At 66.0% G+C, this 13,632-nt stretch carries 11 protein-coding genes; 4 read left to right on the top strand and 7 right to left on the bottom strand.

Going from position 1 to position 13,632, the window contains the following annotated elements; genetic code table 11:
• Window positions 1-22: 22 nt before the first annotated feature.
• Window positions 23-625 (top strand): TetR/AcrR family transcriptional regulator, encoded by a 603-nt coding sequence (locus RWO33_RS08675; protein WP_070209681.1) that lies wholly within the window; start codon window positions 23-25, stop codon window positions 623-625.
• 142 nt (window positions 626-767) lie between these two features.
• Here the strand turns inward: RWO33_RS08675 and RWO33_RS08670 are convergent, their stop codons facing one another.
• From RWO33_RS08670 to RWO33_RS08660, 3 genes are all read right to left on the bottom strand, one after another.
• Window positions 768-3,617, bottom strand: coding sequence for a TonB-dependent receptor (locus RWO33_RS08670; RefSeq protein WP_314104295.1), 2,850 nt, complete (start codon window positions 3,615-3,617; stop codon window positions 768-770).
• A 356-nt stretch (window positions 3,618-3,973) separates the two neighbouring features.
• Window positions 3,974-4,798 carry a hypothetical protein gene (locus RWO33_RS08665; protein WP_186308931.1) on the bottom strand — a complete coding sequence of 275 codons (825 nt, stop codon included), beginning with the start codon at window positions 4,796-4,798 and terminating at the stop codon, window positions 3,974-3,976.
• A 181-nt stretch (window positions 4,799-4,979) separates the two neighbouring features.
• On the bottom strand, window positions 4,980-5,873 hold the full coding sequence (locus RWO33_RS08660) for an Hsp33 family molecular chaperone HslO (protein WP_314104293.1): 894 nt from the start codon (window positions 5,871-5,873) through the stop codon (window positions 4,980-4,982).
• Between the two features lie 83 nt (window positions 5,874-5,956).
• Between RWO33_RS08660 and mtgA the strand changes: the two genes are divergently transcribed.
• The 3 genes from mtgA to RWO33_RS08645 are packed head-to-tail and all read left to right on the top strand — an operon-like array spanning window position 5,957 to window position 8,123.
• On the top strand, window positions 5,957-6,706 hold the full coding sequence (gene mtgA, locus RWO33_RS08655; RefSeq protein WP_314104291.1) for a monofunctional biosynthetic peptidoglycan transglycosylase: 750 nt from the start codon (window positions 5,957-5,959) through the stop codon (window positions 6,704-6,706).
• A 6-nt stretch (window positions 6,707-6,712) separates the two neighbouring features.
• A complete protein-coding gene (locus RWO33_RS08650; protein WP_314104289.1) occupies window positions 6,713-7,732 on the top strand; it encodes a glycosyltransferase family 2 protein in 1,020 nt (339 codons plus the stop codon).
• Complete coding sequence (locus RWO33_RS08645; protein ID WP_145479543.1) at window positions 7,692-8,123, top strand: CBS domain-containing protein; 432 nt, start codon at window positions 7,692-7,694, stop codon at window positions 8,121-8,123. The genes RWO33_RS08650 and RWO33_RS08645 overlap by 41 nt, the downstream gene beginning before the upstream one ends.
• Before the next feature lie 329 nt (window positions 8,124-8,452).
• On the opposite strand, the gene RWO33_RS08640 is transcribed toward RWO33_RS08645, so the two are convergent.
• The 4 genes from RWO33_RS08640 to RWO33_RS08625 all read right to left on the bottom strand — a co-directional run.
• Window positions 8,453-10,378 (bottom strand): AsmA family protein, encoded by a 1,926-nt coding sequence (locus RWO33_RS08640; RefSeq protein ID WP_314104344.1) that lies wholly within the window; start codon window positions 10,376-10,378, stop codon window positions 8,453-8,455.
• Between the two features lie 223 nt (window positions 10,379-10,601).
• Window positions 10,602-11,240, bottom strand: coding sequence for a hemolysin III family protein (locus RWO33_RS08635; RefSeq protein WP_186308932.1), 639 nt, complete (start codon window positions 11,238-11,240; stop codon window positions 10,602-10,604).
• An 86-nt stretch (window positions 11,241-11,326) separates the two neighbouring features.
• Entirely contained in the window at window positions 11,327-12,931 is a 1,605-nt protein-coding gene (locus RWO33_RS08630) for a peptide chain release factor 3 (protein ID WP_314104286.1), read from the bottom strand.
• Window positions 12,932-13,006: 75 nt separating this feature from the next.
• Window positions 13,007-13,632: M23 family metallopeptidase (locus RWO33_RS08625; RefSeq protein ID WP_314104284.1), on the bottom strand; the 626-nt coding region annotated here is incomplete at its 5' end.

The following is a 13,632-nucleotide window of genomic DNA, read 5'->3' as shown; positions in this document are numbered from 1 at the left end:
GGCGTATGGTTAAATCATCAGCATGAATGAACCTGAAGCTACCGCCGGCGAGCCGCGTGCCGGCCGCAACAGCCGCCTGAGCGCGGAAGACTGGGCCCAGGCCGCCCTGGATCTCATCGCTGAACAAGGTGTCGGTGCCGTGGCGGTGGAGCCGCTGGCGCGGCGGCTGGGGGTGACCAAGGGCAGTTTCTACTGGCACTTCCCCTCGCGCGATGCGCTGCTGCAGGCGGCGCTGGAGCGCTGGGAACTGTTCGAACAGGAACAGGTATTCGGCAGCCTGGAAGACGTGCCCGATCCGCGCGCGCGCCTGCGCCAGCTGTTCCAGGTGGTGGCGCACGAAGTGCAGCCGCACATCATCTACAGCGAACTGCTCAAGGCCCTGGACCACCCGATGGTGCGTCCGGTCATCGACCGTGTGTCGCATCGCCGCCTGGAGTACCTGGTGGCCTCGTTCCGCCAGGCCGGGTTGAGCCGCACGGACGCGCAGCATCGCGCGCGCCTGGCCTATGCGGCATACGTGGGCTTCCTGCAGCTGTCGCTGCAGCTGCAGCAGCCCAAGCCGGCGCGCGAGGACTTCGAGGCCTACGTTGAGCATGTGATCGAGACCTTGATCCCGATCGGATGAGCGCCGCCCGCATGCACGAAAAAAGCCGCGAAAGCGGCTTTTTTTGTGCATGCATGAAGGCACGCTGCACGTGCCGCAACGCGGAAAAGACAACGGCCCCTTTCGGGGCCGTTGCTGCATCAGGTACCGATCAGTGGAGCGATCAGAACTTCTGCTGGTACTTCATGTACACGAAGCGACCGATGTCGAAGCCACCGTAGTACGAGTAGCCCGAATTCGGCTGCGCGTAGGCCGGAGCGGCCCAATGGTCGAACACATTGTTGGCACCGACGGCCACCGTCGCATTCCACGGCAGGTTGTAGGCGACCTGCAGGTCGTGGAACGTGTTGGAACCCAGCTCGTTCTGCGACAGGATCTGGCCCGCGGTATCCGGCGCGGCGTAATCCGGCAGGGTGCAGCGCTCGTCGAAGAAGCACTCTTCCTTGGTGCCCGAGTAGTAACGCGCGGTCCAGGTGATCGACAGGTCATCCTTCTGCCAATTGATCGTGGCATTCGAGCGCAGGCGGAAGTTGCCGCCAAACCCGTTCTGCTGGCTCGGCGGGTTGTCCGAGTTGTCCTGCTTGATCTCGTTCTTGGTGACGTAGCTGCTCTGGATCGAGGTGGTGAAGTTGCCGAAGCCGGTTTCGAAGCGATAGTTGATATCCCAATCGAAGCCTTCGGTTTCCACGTAACCGGCGTTGCGCAGGCCGAAGTCCAGCGCGGTGATGTTGCCCGCGGCGTTACGGGTGAAGCCTTCGCAACGCGACTCGATGCCACGCAGGTAGCAGTCATTGAGCTTGTCGGTCGGGGTATCGGCAACGATGGTGTTGTCGATGCGGATGTTCCACCAGTCCAGCGAGGTGTTGAAGCCTTCGATGAACTCCGGGCTCCAGACGAAGCCGAGGGTCTTGGACTCGGAGGTTTCCGGAGTCAGGGTCGGGGTCGAACCGGTGACGAACGGCACGTTGGTCTGTTCACCCGGACCCGGCGACGGGGCCGTGCCCGAGGCGTTGAGCTGGCGGAAGCCGGCCGGCACGTCCTGCAGGCAGCGGGCATTGCCAGCGGCCGGACCGTACACGGTGTCGCACGGATCGGTGTAGTCCTCGAAGGTCTGCGACAGGCCGCCGTACAGATCGGCCACGGTCGGAGCACGGAAGCCTTCCGACCAGGTGCCGCGGATCAGCAGCGAGTCGATCGGCTTCCACTTCAGGCCGAACTTGCTGTTGAGGGTGTCGCCGAAGGTGTCGTAATCCGAATAACGGGTTGCCGCGGTGATGCTCAGCTCGCGGGCGAAGGTCACGTCGGCCAGGATCGGCACCAGGAACTCGGCGTAGACTTCGTTCAGGTTGTAACCGCCAGCGGTCGGGCCGGCGGCCAGATCGGTGGAGATGCCGGTCTGCGCCAGGGCGTCCGGCGAGAACGAGCCGCTTTCCTCACGACGCTCCACGCCCACCGACACGCCCAGATCGCCGCCCGGCAGGGTCAGGATCGCCCCGGAGATGTTGGCGAAATAGTTCTTGGTGGTGGTGCGCGACAGTGCCTGGCCCGGCTGGTACAGGTAGGCCTGCACGTTCGGATCGTCCAGGCCGTTCGGCGAGTTGTAGCCGAACGGAATCAGCGGGTTCCACGGGGTGCAGGCTCCGGGGCCACTGCCCAACGGAATCGGGTTGGCTGCGGTACCGCACTGCGCGAGGCCGTCGCCGTTGATGAACGACGGGCCGGTGGCCTGGCCCACGGCGTAGGTGTTCAGGTTACCCGTGCTGATCTGGGTGCCCTTGTTCTGGTTGTACAGGTAGCCTGCTTCCCAGTCCCAGTAGCGCTCGCCGGTCTGGATGGCGCCGCTGAACACGCCGGTGAAGCGGGTGGTGGTCAGGCTGTTGAACACTTCACGCGGCACTTCCCAACCACGGCGCACGTACTGTACGTCGGTGTCGACCGGGTTGAAGACGCTGTCGGCGGACAGGCCGCCCGAGCTCAGGTCGAAGTTCGCGCTGGCGAACGGGTAACCCGCATTCTGTGCGAACGAGTCGCGGTCGGTGTACATCACGCTGGTGTCGAACCGCACGTTGTCGGTGAATTCGAACGAGCCGTTCAAGAACGCCGACTTGCGCTTGATGCCGCTGTACACGGTCGAAGCCAGCGCCGGGTTGGAGGTATCGGTGCCGTTGGTGGGGCGGAAGCTCCCGAAGTCGGTCACGTCCAAGCCCGGCACGTCGCGACGCAGGGTGTAGGTGCCGCCGTTATAGACGAATCGGCCCCACTGGGTGGTGCCCGAAAGGCCGCCCGGGCGCGCAGCGCTCTTCTCGCCGGTCGGGAAGCGGTCACGCGAGAACCAGCGGTCCTTCGCCCACACCGGATCTTCGTCGGTGTATTCGACACCGGCGGTCAGCGAGCCGCGCTCGCCGCGGAAGCCCATGATGAAGTCGAAGTTCTGGCGCTGGCCATCGCCCTGGTCCCACTGGCCCAGGTAGACGTTGGCTTCGGCACCTTCGAAGTCCTTGCGGGTGATGATGTTGATCACGCCGGCAATGGCGTCGGAGCCGTAGATGGTGGAAGCGCCGTCCTTCAGGATTTCGATGCGCTCGACCATGGCCGAGGGAATCGAGGCAACGTCCTGCAGGCCGTCGTTGGTGATGCCGAGGCGGCGACCGTCGACCAGGATCAGGGTGCGGTTGGCACCGAGGTTGCGCAGGTCGATGTAGTAACCACCGACCGCTTCACCCGAGCTCAGCGGAGAGGTACGGCTGATGGCCGGAGAGCCCGCGGCCGGGATGTTCTGCAGGATGTCGGCGACCGACTTGAAGCCCTGTTGTTCGATCTGGGCGCGGCTGATGGTCAGAACCGGCTGGGCGGTTTCCGTGTCGACCTGGCGGATGCGCGAACCGGTGACCGAGATGCGGTCCAGGTTCGTGGTGTTGTCGGTAGCTTCCTGGGCCTGCGCGGTGGCGCTGCTGGCCGCTACGACCAGCGCAACGACCACTGCGTCACGCAGCTTGTTGGACTTAAAGTTCATTGCTCTCTCTCTCCAAGGGAATCTTGGGTATTCACTGGGGTGTTTGCCTCAGGCGGTGCCAACAAGAGCACCAAAGACCAGAAGGCTGACTCGATAGTAACTGCCAGTCCGCAAGAATTAAAGTAGCGTTAATGAAGTCTGTGATCTGTGTGAAATTCGGCAAAGTCCTTGTGGATCAAGCGTCTGGCGCTGTCGCAAACAGCTGGATGGTCAATTGTTAAAAAAATGTTAGCAAAATAGTTGCAGTTGATTTGTCACGTTCTGTATCAGGTGGATGTGTTTCAGGGACGCAGGAACGACAAAGGCGCGCCATGGGCGCGCCTTTTCGGGTCCGGCCTGCGACAAGGCGCGGGCGGTTACAGGTCCTGTTCGTAGCGGACGTAGGGCACGGTGCCTTCGTCGGTGCTCTCGTTGCGCGGGGCGAACGGGTTCTTGCCCCGGGTGACCACGTTTTCGGCGCCGACCGTGAGCTGGCCGCTCCACGGGGTGCGCCAGGTCAGGCCGACGCCCAGGCCTTCCCATTTGCCGGGCTGGCCGGGCACATCGACCACGCGGCCGATGATGTTGCCGCTGAAATTGCCGTAGCCCGCACCCAGGGTGAGGCTCTTGCTGTCCCACCGGTCCACCAGCGCCGGGGAAACGTCGGACAGCGGCACCAGCCGGGCCTTGGCATAGGTGCCACCAATGGACACGAAGCCTTCGCGGCCGATGTTCTTCTGGCCGAACACGGTCAGGTCGTTCTGTTCGGCGCGCAGTGCCGGCGACTTGTTCGGGCCGGCCAGCCAGGCTGGCAGGGTGTCCTTGCCGGTGCCGGCGGTAATCCCGAGCCGACCGCCGGGGCGGTTGAAGGCGGCGGTACCGGTCACCCGACGGCTCAGGCCGTTGTCGTCATCGTCGCCCAGGCTGGCCAGCATGCAATGACTGGCCAGGCCGCTGATGCTGGTGCCCCGGCTGCTGTTGCAGAGCAGGCCCAGCGAGTCGCCCGAGGACAGGCCGAACGCGGCGTCCAGCGAGCTGCGCCCGAAATGCCAGCGTGCGCCCGCGGCCTGTTCGCCGGTGGGTTCCAGGTACAGCAGGGCTTCGACCTTGCCACTGCCCTTGTTCCACACCGGGATGACGGTGCTGTCCTGGCGTGCCTTGGACTGCGCATGCGCGCCCGGGATCGCGGCGAGGGCGATCATCAGGGCCAGCGGTAGACGCAGAAGGGAGCGCATGGGAACTCTCAGACAGCAGCGTTGAGCACAAGTTCCCGCCGAAGCGGGACACTGATCCTAGGGTGTTTATGATTTCTTAACAAGTCTTGGTTCTCCCCAGAACAAAACTCGTGCGGTGGTGCCACCGGCACCCTGCTCATCCAGGCAGTTACTGAAGCCGTTCAGGCGCCGGTACCGAAGCGGCGGCGTCGTGGAACAGTATGTCGAATTCCGTCAACGGAAAGTGATACTCCCGTCCGCAGAATTCGCAACGGATCTCAACGGCGCCAGTGGGTTCGGCGGCGGCGCGGGCTTCGTCCTCGCCCAGCGACTGCAGCATGGCCTCGACCCGCTCGCGCGAGCAGGAGCAGGCGAAGCGCAGCGGGTGCCCGCCCAGCAGCTCCGGCTGCTCTTCATGGAACAGGCGGTGCAACAGGGTGTCGGCGGCGACGTCCAGCAGTTCCTGCTTGCCGAGGGTGTCGAACAGGGCGCTGGCGCGGGTCCAGCCGTCGGTGTCGCCCTCGTCGCCGGGCAGCTTCTGCAGCAGCAGGCCGGCGGCACGGGTGCCGTCGCAGGCCAGCAGCAGGCGGGTCGGCAGCTGCTCGGACTGGCGGAAGTAGTCTTCGAACGCTTCGTCCAGGGCGGCGGCATCCAGGCCGACCAGGCTCTGGTAACGCTGCGGTTCGCGCGGGTCCAGCCCGGGGTTTTCGATGGTGATGGCCAGCAGGGCGTCGTCGCCGAGGCGGGTCAGGTCGCGCGGGGCGTCGCCCTCGCCGGACAGCTGGACGATGCCGCGCAGGGTGCCGGCGGCGGTGCATTCGGCGAACAGGGTACGCAGGGCGGTGCCGCTGCGCAGCTGGACCGAAAGCCGGCCGTCGACCTTGGTGTGGCCGGTGAACAGGGCCGAGGCGACGCAGGCTTCGCCGAGCAGTTCGGCGGCGGCGGGCGGATAGGGGCCGTGGGAGAGGATTTCCTGCCAGGCGGCGTCGAGGTGGACATGCACGCCGCGCACGCCGGCGTCGGGAAGCAGGAAGCGGACGAGGGAATCGGTATGGGCGGTCATCGGGTAAGGGGCTGCGCTTAAGTAATGGGGGCCGGTTGCCGGATAATGCGCCGACCACCGTGCAAGCAGAGGATGCACCAGTAATGGGGGCAGAGCGCAGCAACAACAAGGCCGGACCGGGCCGGGAACCGTCGCGTCGGCGCCGCTGGCGCTGGAAGTACCTGCTGTGGCTGCCGGTGCTGTTCGTGGCCGGGAGCGTGCTGCAGGTGGGGATACTGCGCTTCGTCGATCCGCCGTTGTCGACGGTGATGCTGTGGCGGTACGGCGAGGCGCTGGGCCAGGGCGACTGGGGGTTCCGGCTGCATTACCAGTGGCGCGACCTGGACCAGATGGCGCCGAGCCTGCCGATTTCGCTGGTGGCGGCGGAGGACCAGCGCTTCCCGCAGCACAACGGCTTCGATCTGAAGGCGATTGAAAAGGCGCGCGACCACAATGCGCGCGGCGGGCGGCTGCGCGGGGCCAGTACGATCAGCCAGCAGGTGGCGAAGAACCTGTTCCTCTGGCAGGGCCGGAGTTGGGTTCGCAAGGGGCTGGAGGTCTGGTACACGGTGTTGATCGAGGCGCTGTGGCCGAAGCCGAGGATCCTGGAGATGTACGCGAACATCGCGGAATTCGGCGATGGGATCTACGGTGCGCAGGCGGCGTCGCGCCGGTTCTGGAACAAGGACGCGGCGCGCCTGACGCCGGCGGAGAGCGCGAAACTGGCGGCGGTACTGCCGGCGCCGCGCCGCTACAATGCGGCGCGACCGGGGCCCTACGTGCAGCGTCGGGCAAACTGGATCCAGCGCCAGGCCCGGCAGCTGGGAGGCGATGCCTACCTGCAGGAGGATTGAGCAGCCATGCGCAATGAACGCCTTACCCTGGTCATCGCGGCACACAACGAGGCGCTGGCGCTGCCGCTGCTGCATCCGCGGCTGCGCGCGGTGCTGGACGGGCTGGAGGGCATCGAGGGCCGGATCGTGTACGTGGACGACGGCAGCACGGATGCGACGTGGCAGGTGATGCAGGCGCTGGCGGCGGACGACGACAGCGTGGGGGTGTTGCGGCTGTCGCGCAATTTCGGCAAGGAGGCGGCGCTGACGGCGGGGCTGGACCAGGTCGAGGGCGGGGCGGCGATGATCCTGGATGCGGATGGGCAGGATCCGCCGGAGCTGATTCCCGAGTTCGTGGCGCTGTGGCGGCAGGGATACGACAACATCTATGGGACGCGGCAGGAGCGCGACGGGGAAACGTGGCTGAAGCGGAGTACGTCGTCGGCGTTCTACCGGGTGATCGGTCGTCTGTCGAAAACGCCGATTCCGGCCGATACGGGCGATTTCCGGCTGTTGTCGCCGCGTGCGCTGGAGGCGCTGGGCCAGCTGCGTGAGCGGCACCGGTTCATGAAGGGGCTGTTCGGTTGGGTGGGGTTCCGGCGCAAGGCGCTGCCATACCACCGGCATGCGCGGATGGTGGGCGATACGAAGTTCGGGTTCTGGAGGTTGTGGAACTTCGCGCTGGAGGGCATCACGAGTTTTTCGACGGTACCGCTGCGGGCGGCGACTTACCTGGGGCTGTTGACGGCCAGTGTTGCGTTCGTGTTCGGGGCGTGGGTGGTGGTGAAGGCGGCGCTCTACGGGGACCGGGTGGCGGGGTATCCGACGATGATGGCGGTGATCCTGTTCCTGGGCGGGGTGCAGTTGATCGCGCTGGGGCTGATCGGTGAATACCTGGGCCGGTTGTACGAGGAGTCGAAGCAGCGGCCGTTGTATCTGGTTGACACCTGGCATGCACCGTTCGTGGCAGACTCGGCGGTGCATCCCATCGGTGGAGGGCAGCGAGATGACCACGGTACGACAGCTGTTGGAAGGCAAGTCCCCTGAGGTATTCGCGGTAGGTCCGGAATCGGCGGTGATCGATGCGATCCGGCTGATGGCCGAGAAGAGCATCGGTGCGGTCGTGGTGATGGAGGGCGGCGATCTGGTCGGGATCCTGTCCGAGCGCGATTACGCGCGCAAGATCGTGTTGCACGAGCGCTCTTCGCGGACCACGCGGGTGAGCGAGATCATGACGGCGAAGGTGGTGACGGTAGCGCCGTCCGAACAGGTTGAACATTGCCTGCAGCTGGTGACTGATTACCGCATCCGCCACTTGCCCGTGGTGGACGGCAGCGGCGTGATCGGTGTGATCTCCATCGGCGATCTGGTCAAGTCGGTGATCGACGAGCAGGCGCAGAAGCTGGATCAGTTGCAGCAGTACATCGTGGCGGGTTGAGTCTGCTGCTTACTGCCTACTGCTGAAGAGCAGCTATTCATTGCTACGTGCTGGGGCGGCCGCCGGGCAGCCCCGCTCCGGGACACGCCGCAAGTACGTCCCTGTAGGCTGCAAGAAAACATCCATGTTTTCTAGCGTCCCTCCGGGGGCTACCCGGCGGCCGCCCCCCCTACAAGGTCGTGTGCGGTTGGGAAAAGCAGTACGCCGCCCTGGCTCTCATGCCGCGGTAGGGTCGGTCGCCAGACGACCGCCGACCCACTTGATCGGCACGGTAACGCATGACCATTGTCGGCGAGGGCCGTTGACCTTTGTTCGTGCGCGGCCCTCTGCTACTTCGCGTACCGTCCGCCGCAATTGGAATCTTCGCCTGGACCGGTCTCGATGGTGGCCAGCAACGCGGCTGGCGGGGTGATCGTGCCCAACGCCACTGCAATTGCGCCGCGGATGCCCAGGGCTTTGAAATCCGGACGGAACGAGGGGTCCTTGAAGGTGCCGCCGATGCGCAGCGGGGAGCGCAGGGCGAGGATGCTGATGTCCTTGGGGCGCGGGCGCAGCAGCAGGTCGAGTTGTTCCTGTTTGAGGTCGATGGTGCCTTCGCCCAGCAGCAGGGTGTCGGTGGTGTCGAAGGCGAGCTGCTGGGAGGTCATCAGGCCGCGCTGCACGCCGAAGTCGCCCCAGGCGCAGCGCAGGGGGATCTGTCTGTCGCCGGTGAACAGGAACTTCAGCGATTCGGCGACGTCGAGGCTGGCCAGTTCCATGATCAGGTTGCCGATGTGACCACGACCCATGCCGATGGCGACGTTGCCGTCGGAGCTGCCGAGCATGGCGGCGATGGAGTTGCCGGTGCCGCTCAGGTCGATTTCGCCGCTGATGCCGCCGGATGCCTGTTCGGCCAGCTTGGCGTCGGGGAACAGGCCGCCCAGCTGCACTTTGCGGATGCTCGCCTTGAGCTGGATGGCGATGGTCGGTTTGCGTGCGTCCATGCGGATGGTGCTGCGGATATCGCCACCCGCGACGCCGAAGTTGAGCGGCTCCAGGCGCAGCAGGCCGTCATCGAGCTTGAGGTGGGCGTCCATGTCGTCCAAGGGCAGGGAAGGCGCGTTGATGCGTTGTGCCTTCCACTTCACGTCGGCGTCCATGGCGCGCAGTTTGGTCAGGTTGTAGGGGGTGTCGGGCAGGATCCGGGCTTTGGCGGCCAAGGCTGCGGCTTCGGCCTTCTGTTCGGCGTTGGCGGTTTCGCCTGCACCGGTCTTGGGCGGGGCGCCGATGAAGCCGGCCAGGTCGTCGAAGTCCAGGCGCTTGGAAACGAGGTCGGCTTTCAGGAAGGGGCGGTCGCGGCCTGTTTCGATCTGCGCGGTACCGCCCAGATCGCTGTCGCCGGCGACGCCGGTGAAGTTCTCGTAGCGCCAGGTGTCGTTGTTGCGCTTCAGCCTGCCCTTGAGTCGGTACGGGGGCGTGGATGGAATGGCCAGGCCGATCAGGGGATAGAGGTCTTCCATGTCCTGGCCGCTCAGGGCGAAGTCCAGGTCGAAGGTGCGCAGGGCGAACGGGTTGGTGAGGGTGCCGCTGGCGATGGCGCGGGTGGCGCCGGCGCGGCCGTCGAGGTGGATGCGGAACGGGTGGTCGCTGTTGGTCAGTTCCAGCGGCGATTCGGTGTTGCCGTCGAGGGTGAAGGGGTTGCCCTGCCAACGCCCTTTGCCGCTGACCAGCAGCGGCGGGGCGCTGTCGGCACTGCGCGGCTTGCCGCTGTTGAGCGATACGAGGATGTCGGTCCTGCCGGCGGCATCGAGGAATTTGAGCCGACCGTCGTCGACCAGCAGGCGTTGCAGGACCGGTGGATCGCCATCGCTGGGGCCGAGGAAGTCCCAGTTGCCAGGCTGGTCCTTGCCGGGGGCGGTTTCGAGCAGGAGGTCGGGACGGGTGAGGCGTATCTCGGGAATGCGGATCTGGCCGCGCAGTAGGGGCCACGCGCGCAGGTCGATTTCGGCGCGGTCGGCGCTGGCCATGCGCGGGGTCCTGGACCATTCGGCGTTGGCGAAGGTGAGGCGATCGGCACGCACGGTAAGAGTGTGGCCGAGGTCGACATCGAGGTTGCCGCCGATATGGAATTCACGCCCGGTCTTGGCCTGGACGGCCCGTTCGACGGGGCCTTTGAACCAGTTCCAGTCCCACAGTGCGATCACCAGCAGGATCAGGGCAACCAGGAACACCAGCACCGCCAGCCAGCGCTGACCGCGCTTGCCAGGCCGGCGCATGCGCCAGCGCGGGCGGGAGGATGGGGCGGTGGGCGCAGGATCGGTAAAGGTATTCACTCCACCATCCTTGCCCGTCCATCGTGCAGGTAACGCGAAGCAGACGTAACAGTCGCGTCAGCGAGGAGGTAATCCAGCACGTGCAAGCCCCCTTTGTTAAAGGGGCGCGAGACATGCCCGGGGGGCCGATCCTGCGCAGCAGGATTGGGCAGTCACTTCGTAGCAGTCACAGCACCTGTGATGTGACTGCTACGAAGTGACAGACACTGCCGCCGATCACGAACAGGTGCCAGATGGCGTGGGAGTACCGGATCGATTCGCGGTGGTAGAAGTAGGTGCCCAGCGTGTACGACAGGCCGCCGGCGAACAGCCAGCCCAGGGTCCAGCCGTCGATGGAGGACCACATCGGCTTGATCGCCACCAGCACCATCCAGCCCATGGCGATGTAGATCGCGGTGGAGAGCAGCTTGAAGCGGCCGGTGAAGAACAGTTTGAAGATGACCCCCGCCAGGGCCAGGGTCCAGATCGCGATGAACATGCCCCAGCCCCACGGGCCGCGCAGGCCGATCAGGGTGAACGGGGTGTAGGTGCCGGCGATCAGCAGGTAGATCGCGCAGTGGTCGAAGACCTTCAGGCGACCCTTGGCGATCGGGTGCTGGATGGCGTGGTACAGGGTGGAGGCGGTGTAGAGCAGCAGCAGGGCGACGCCGAACACGATGGCGCTGGCAAGCTGCCAGGCATCGCCGTAGATGGCGGCGAGGGTGATCAGTACCGCGCTGCCGGCCAGCGCAGCCACCGCGCCGAGGCCGTGGGTGAGGGCGCTGGCGATTTCTTCACGTACGGACGCAACAGAGGTCATGGCGATGATCGAGGCACGGGGAGGGGGACCCGCTTGCGCCCTATCATCGCCGCGATGGCGCGCGCGTGCACGCGCCATCGCGATTGCGCCGGTCAGCCGACCGAAATGCTGTGCGCCGCCTCGCGGGTGGCGGCGAAGCGGACGTCCGGTGCACGTTCCTGCGCCAGCTGTAGGTTGACCCGGGTCGGGGCCAGGTACACCAGGTGGCCGGCGGCATCGATGCTGAGGTTGTTGGCGTTCTTTTCGCGGAACTCCTCCAGCTTCTTTTCGTCGCTGCAGGTCACCCAGCGGGCGGTGCTGACGCTGACCGGCTCGAACACCGCTTCCACGCCGTATTCGTCCTTCAGCCGGTACGCGGCGACGTCGAACTGCAGCACGCCGACCGCGCCCAGGATCAGGTCATTGCTCATCAGCGGGCGGAAGAACTGGGTCGCGCCTTCTTCGGACAACTGGGCCAGGCCCTTCTGCAGCTGCTTCAGCTTGAGCGGGTCGCGCAGGCGGGCGCGACGGAACAGTTCCGGGGCGAAGTTGGGAATGCCGGTGAAGCTCACCGCTTCGCCTTCGGTGAAGGTGTCGCCGATGGAAATGGTGCCGTGGTTGTGGATGCCGATCACATCGCCCGGCCACGCTTCGGCGGCGATTTCACGATCGCTGGCCATGAAGGTCAGCGCGTTGGCCAGCTTCATTTCCTTGCCGGTGCGGACGTGGAAGGTCTTCATGCCGGCGGCGAAGCGGCCCGAGCAGACCCGCATGAACGCGACCCGGTCGCGGTGCTGCGGGTCCATGTTGGCCTGGATCTTGAACACGAAGCCGGTCAGCTTGTTCTCCTGCGGGGCGATCACCCGGCCGGTGGTTGCACGCGGCTGCGGTGAGGGCGCATGCTCGACGAAGAAGTCCAGCAGCGGCTGCACGCCGAAGTTGTTCACGCCGGAGCCGAAGAACACCGGGGTCTGCTTGCCGGCCAGGTAGGCGTCCACGTCGAAGGCATGGCTGGCGCCCTGCACCAGTTCCAGTTCGTCGCGCAGGTCGGCCAGCATGCGCTCGCCGATCTTCTCGGCCAGCCCGGGCGAGTCGATGGACGGGAAGATGGTGGAATCCTGGCGGGTGAAGTTGCGGCCCTGCTCGTACAGGTGCACTTCGCCCGAAATCAGGTGGACCACGCCCTTCAGGCGCTGGCCCATGCCGATCGGCCAGGTCACCGGCGCGCACTGGATGCCGAGCACGCTCTCCACTTCATCGAGCAGGTCGATGGGCTCCTTGCCTTCGCGGTCGAGCTTGTTGATGAAGGTCATGATCGGGGTGTCGCGAAGGCGGCACACTTCCATCAACTTGATGGTGCGCTCTTCCACGCCCTTGGCCACGTCGATGACCATCAGCGCCGAGTCGACCGCGGTCAGCACGCGGTAGGTGTCTTCGCCGAAGTCGGCGTGGCCCGGCGTGTCGAGCAGGTTGACGATCTTGCCCTCGTAAGGGAACTGCATCACCGACGAGGTGACCGAGATGCCGCGCTCCTTTTCCAGCGCCATCCAGTCCGAGGTGGCGTGGCGGGCGGCCTTGCGGCCCTTGACCGAGCCGGCCATCTGGATCGCACCGCCGAACAGCAGCAGCTTTTCGGTCAGCGTGGTCTTCCCGGCGTCAGGATGGGAAATGATGGCGAAGGTGCGGCGGCGCGCAGCTTCGGTAGCGACTTCGGACATGGCGGCAGGCGCCCGACCGGGGCGCTTTTCAAAGAGATAAGCCCATCAGTATACCGGGCCGCCCGCCGGGGCGGGTCAGTGGCTGGCCGCGTCGCCGCCCTCGGCCTGTTCCCGGGCGAAATGCAGCTCGCCCTGGGGCGCCACGATGCGCGCCGGGACCGAGCGCAGCTGCATGCCGGCATTGGCCTGCACCACGAAGTGCAGGTGCGGGGCGGTGCTGAAGCCGGTATTGCCGGATACGCCGATGCGCTGCCCGGCCTCGACCCGCTGCCCGCTGCGCACCAGGACCCCGTTTTCGCGCAGGTGCGCGTACACGGCCATGCTGCCGTCCTCATGCAGCACGCGGATGAAGTTGGCGCGCTCGCGGTCGCGGGCCGGGTCGCGGCCATTGCCGCTGAAGTTGCCCTGCACCTGCATGACCTTGCCGGCGCGGGCGGCCAGCACGGGGGTGCCTTCGGGAAGGGCGAAGTCCACCGCGTCGCGGTTTTCGGCGTCGTCGTGGCTGAACCGACCCTGCGGCGCCTGGGTGACCTGGAAGCGCCTGGCGTCGAACGGCAGTGCGTAGGCCACGTCCTGCGGACGGGCGCCCGGGTCGCCGGGGACGGAGTCCAGCAGCAGGTCCAGGCGCCCGCTGTCCGCCGGCAGCTGCAGGCCGGCCAACACCACGCTGGCAGAGCCCTGCAGCACGGTCTGCAGTGGCA

This window comes from uncultured Stenotrophomonas sp. (assembly GCF_963519925.1).
Classification (GTDB): Bacteria; Pseudomonadota; Gammaproteobacteria; order Xanthomonadales; family Xanthomonadaceae; genus Stenotrophomonas; species Stenotrophomonas maltophilia_AE.
The sequence above is the reverse complement of the archived record's forward strand: the minus strand, read 5'-3'. Positions and strand labels throughout refer to the sequence as shown.